This is a genomic window from Flagellimonas olearia, assembly GCF_009184425.1.
Taxonomy (GTDB): domain Bacteria; phylum Bacteroidota; class Bacteroidia; order Flavobacteriales; family Flavobacteriaceae; genus Flagellimonas; species Flagellimonas olearia.
In genome coordinates, this window is sequence record NZ_WELG01000003.1 from 1,666 (window position 1) to 7,164 (window position 5,499).

Genomic DNA, 5,499 nt, shown 5'->3' on the forward strand with positions numbered 1-5,499 from the left:
ATCTTTCGGGTCCCAACAGCTATGCTCTTACTCAAATCCATCCGAAGACATCAGGATCGGTCGATTGTGCACCTCTTGCGAGGCCCCAACCTACGTTCACTTTCATTACGCGTATGGGTTTTACACCCAAACACTCGCATAGACGTTAGACTCCTTGGTCCGTGTTTCAAGACGGGCGGCATATAACCATTATGCCAGCATCCTTGACTTACGTCGCAGTCCTCAGTCCCAGCTGGCAGTATTCCCACAGGCTATAATACTTACCGAGGCAAGCTACATTCCTATGGATTTATCCTGCCACCAAAACTGATGCTGGCCCAGTGAAATGCGAGATTCCCCTACCCACAAGGAGCAGAGGGCACAAAACACCATGTCTGATCAAATGCCCTTCCCTTTCAACAATTTCACGTACTTTTTCACTCTCTTTTCAAAGTTCTTTTCATCTTTCCATCACTGTACTTGTTCGCTATCGGTCTCTCGCCAATATTTAGCTTTAGATGGAATTTACCACCCACTTAGAGCTGCATTCCCAAACAACTCGACTCTTCGAAGGCACTTTACAAAGAACCGCACTCCTCGCCACACGGGATTCTCACCCTCTATGACGTCCTGTTCCAAGGAACATAGACAAGGAACGGCCCCAAAGTTGCCCTCTCCAAATTACAACTCGGGCACCGAAGGTACCAGATTTCAAATTTGAGCTTTTGCCGCTTCACTCGCCGTTACTAAGGCAATCCCGGTTGGTTTCTTTTCCTCCGCTTATTGATATGCTTAAGTTCAGCGGGTACTCCTACCTGATTTGAGGTCAAACTTTAAGAACATTGTTCGCCTAGACGCTCTCTTCTTATCGATAACGTTCCAATACGCTCAGTATAAAAAAAGATTAGCCGCAGTTGGTAAAACCTAAAACGACCGTACTTGCATTATACCTCAAGCACGCAGAGAAACCTCTCTTTGGAAAAAAAACATCCAATGAAAAGGCCAGCAATTTCAAGTTAACTCCAAAGAGTATCACTCACTACCAAACAGAATGTTTGAGAAGGAAATGACGCTCAAACAGGCATGCCCCCTGGAATACCAAGGGGCGCAATGTGCGTTCAAAGATTCGATGATTCACGGAATTCTGCAATTCACATTACGTATCGCATTTCGCTGCGTTCTTCATCGATGCGAGAACCAAGAGATCCGTTGTTGAAAGTTTTTAATATTTTAAAATTTCCAGTTACGAAAATTCTTGTTTTTGACAAAAATTTAATGAATAGATAAAATTGTTTGTGTTTGTTACCTCTGGGCCCCGATTGCTCGAATGCCCAAAGAAAAAGTTGCAAAGATATGAAAACTCCACAGTGTGTTGTATTGAAACGGTTTTAATTGTCCTATAACAAAAGCACAGAAATCTCTCACCGTTTGGAATAGCAAGAAAGAAACTTACAAGCCTAGCAAGACCGCGCACTTAAGCGCAGGCCCGGCTGGACTCTCCATCTCTTGTCTTCTTGCCCAGTAAAAGCTCTCATGCTCTTGCCAAAACAAAAAAATCCATTTTCAAAATTATTAAATTTCTTTAATGATCCTTCCGCAGGTTCACCTACGGAAACCTTGTTACGACTTTTAGTTCCTCTAAATGACCAAGTTTGTCCAAATTCTCCGCTCTGAGATGGAGTTGCCCCCTTCTCTAAGCAGATCCTGAGGCCTCACTAAGCCATTCAATCGGTACTAGCGACGGGCGGTGTGTACAAAGGGCAGGGACGTAATCAACGCAAGCTGATGACTTGCGCTTACTAGGAATTCCTCGTTGAAGAGCAATAATTACAATGCTCTATCCCCAGCACGACGGAGTTTCACAAGATTACCAAGACCTCTCGGCCAAGGTTAGACTCGCTGGCTCCGTCAGTGTAGCGCGCGTGCGGCCCAGAACGTCTAAGGGCATCACAGACCTGTTATTGCCTCAAACTTCCATCGGCTTGAAACCGATAGTCCCTCTAAGAAGTGGATAACCAGCAAATGCTAGCACCACTATTTAGTAGGTTAAGGTCTCGTTCGTTATCGCAATTAAGCAGACAAATCACTCCACCAACTAAGAACGGCCATGCACCACCACCCACAAAATCAAGAAAGAGCTCTCAATCTGTCAATCCTTATTGTGTCTGGACCTGGTGAGTTTCCCCGTGTTGAGTCAAATTAAGCCGCAGGCTCCACTCCTGGTGGTGCCCTTCCGTCAATTCCTTTAAGTTTCAGCCTTGCGACCATACTCCCCCCAGAACCCAAAGACTTTGATTTCTCGTAAGGTGCCGAGTGGGTCATTAAAAAAACACCACCCGATCCCTAGTCGGCATAGTTTATGGTTAAGACTACGACGGTATCTGATCATCTTCGATCCCCTAACTTTCGTTCTTGATTAATGAAAACGTCCTTGGCAAATGCTTTCGCAGTAGTTAGTCTTCAATAAATCCAAGAATTTCACCTCTGACAATTGAATACTGATGCCCCCGACCGTCCCTATTAATCATTACGATGGTCCTAGAAACCAACAAAATAGAACCAAACGTCCTATTCTATTATTCCATGCTAATATATTCGAGCAATACGCCTGCTTTGAACACTCTAATTTTTTCAAAGTAAAAGTCCTGGTTCGCCAAGAGCCACAAGGACTCAAGGTTAGCCAGAAGGAAAGGCCCCGTTGGAAATCCAGTACACGAAAAAATCGGACCGGCCAACCGGGCCCAAAGTTCAACTACGAGCTTTTTAACTGCAACAACTTTAATATACGCTATTGGAGCTGGAATTACCGCGGCTGCTGGCACCAGACTTGCCCTCCAATTGTTCCTCGTTAAGGTATTTACATTGTACTCATTCCAATTACAAGACCCGAATGGGCCCTGTATCGTTATTTATTGTCACTACCTCCCTGAATTAGGATTGGGTAATTTGCGCGCCTGCTGCCTTCCTTGGATGTGGTAGCCGTTTCTCAGGCTCCCTCTCCGGAATCGAACCCTTATTCCCCGTTACCCGTTGAAACCATGGTAGGCCACTATCCTACCATCGAAAGTTGATAGGGCAGAAATTTGAATGAACCATCGCCAGCACAAGGCCATGCGATTCGAAAAGTTATTATGAATCATCAAAGAGTCCGAAGACATTGATTTTTTATCTAATAAATACATCTCTTCCAAAGGGTCGAGATTTTAAGCATGTATTAGCTCTAGAATTACCACAGTTATACCATGTAGTAAAGGAACTATCAAATAAACGATAACTGATTTAATGAGCCATTCGCAGTTTCACTGTATAAATTGCTTATACTTAGACATGCATGGCTTAATCTTTGAGACAAGCATATGACTACTGGCAGGATCAACCAGATAACTATCTTAAAAGAAGAAGCAACAAGCAGTAAAAAAGAAAGAAACCGAAATCTCTTTTTTTTTTTCCCACCTATTCCCTCTTGCTAGAAGATACTTATTGAGTTTGGAAACAGCTGAAATTCCAGAAAAATTGCTTTTTCAGGTCTCTCTGCTGCCGGAAATGCTCTCTGTTCAAAAAGCTTTTACACTCTTGACCAGCGCACTCCGTCACCATACCATAGCACTCTTTGAGTTTCCTCTAATCAGGTTCCACCAAACAGATACCCCGGTGTTTCACGGAATGGTACGTTTGATATCGCTGATTTGAGAGGAGGTTACACTTGAAGAATCACAGTCTTGCGACCGGCTATTCAACAAGGCATTCCCCCAAGTTTGAATTCTTTGAAATAGATTGCTATTAGCTAGTAATCCACCAAATCCTTCGCTGCTCACCAATGGAATCGCAAGATGCCCACGATGAGACTGTTCAGGTTAAACGCAAAAGAAACACACTCTGGGAATTTCTTCCCAAATTGTATCTCTCAATACGCATCAACCCATGTCAATTAAACACGCTGTATAGAGACTAGGCAGATCTGACGATCACCTAGCGACTCTCTCCACCGTTTGACGAGGCCATTTACAAAAACATAACGAACGACAAGCCTACTCGAATTCGTTTCCAAACTCTTTTCGAACTTGTCTTCAACTGCTTTCGCATGAAGTACCTCCCAACTACTTTTCCTCACACTTGTACTCCATGACTAAACCCCCCCTCCCATTACAAACTAAAATCTTACTTTTATTTTCTTTTGCCCTCTCTGTCGCTCTGCCTTAACTACGTATTTCTCGCCGAGAAAAACTTCAATTTAAGCTATTCTCCAAAAATCTTAGCGTATATTTTTTTTCCAAAGTGACAGGTGCCCCGGGTAACCCAGTTCCTCACTATTTTTTACTGCGGAAGCGGAAGCGGAAAATACGGAAACGCGCGGGAACATACAAAACATACAAAATATACCTTTCTCACACAAGAAATATATGCTACTTGCAAAATATCATACCAAAAAACTTTTCACAACCGAAACCAAAACCAACGGATATCATACATTACACTACCACCATTCAAACTTTACTACTATCCTCCCTTCAGTTTCCCTTTTTCTGCCTTTTTCGGTGACGGAAATACGCTTCAGAGACCCTAAAGGGAAATCCATGCCATAACAGGAAAGTAACATCCCAATGCGGACTATACCACCCCACCACACTCCTACCAATAACGGTAACTATTCTATGTTTTCTTACTCCTATGTCTATTCATCTTTCATCTGACTACCTAATACTATGCAAAAATGTAAAATCATCACACAAAACATAAACAATCAAAATCAGCCATTTCCGCACCTTTTCCTCTGTCCACTTTCAACCGTCCCTCCAAATGTAAAATGGCCTATCGGAATACATTTTCTACATCCTAACTACTATAAAACAACCTTTAGACTTACGTTTGCTACTCTCATGGTCTCAATACTGCCGCCGACATTCTGTCCCACATACTAAATCTCTTCCCGTCATTATCGCCCGCATCCGGTGCCGTAAATGCAAAACAAATACCATCTATGTCTTCCACACCATCATTTTACTATGCCTGCCACCATCCATTTGTCTTTTGCACCATATCTTCATAACCTGTCACCTTGAAACTACCTCTGCATGCCACCTACCGACCAACTTTCATGTTCTGTTTCGACCTACCTCTTGTAAATGACAAATCACCTTTTTCATCGTATGCACCTTATTCTCCACATCACAATGCACTATTGCTTTTGCTTTTTCACCTGTCATATCCTATTGCTATTAGATGAAATATAATAAAAATTGTCCTCCACCCATAACACCTCTCACTCCCACCTACTGAACATGTCTGGACCCTGCCCTCATATCACCTGCGTTTCCGTTAAACTATCGGTTGCGGCCATATCTACCAGAAAGCACCGTTTCCCGTCCGATCAACTGTAGTTAAGCTGGTAAGAGCCTGACCGAGTAGTGTAGTGGGTGACCATACGCGAAACTCAGGTGCTGCAATCTTTATTTCTTTTTTTTTTTTTTTTTTTTTTTTTTTTTTTTTTTTTTTTGCTTCCTTTTCTAAATTCCATTACTA

Annotated in this window: 3 rRNA genes (1 of these 3 only partly in view); 1 reads left to right on the top strand and 2 read right to left on the bottom strand. The window is 42.8% G+C overall.

What is annotated here, in order from left to right:
- Positions 1–1,212 (bottom strand): 23S ribosomal RNA (locus F8C76_RS19810) (its annotated part extends 1,665 nt beyond the left edge of the window); the annotation flags it as partial.
- A 345-nt stretch (positions 1,213–1,557) separates the two neighbouring features.
- Positions 1,558–3,367, bottom strand: a 16S ribosomal RNA gene (locus F8C76_RS19815).
- A 1,938-nt stretch (positions 3,368–5,305) separates the two neighbouring features.
- On the opposite strand from F8C76_RS19815, the gene rrf reads away from it, so the two are divergent.
- A 5S ribosomal RNA gene (gene rrf / locus F8C76_RS19820) occupies positions 5,306–5,426 on the top strand.
- Positions 5,427–5,499: the final 73 nt, after the last annotated feature.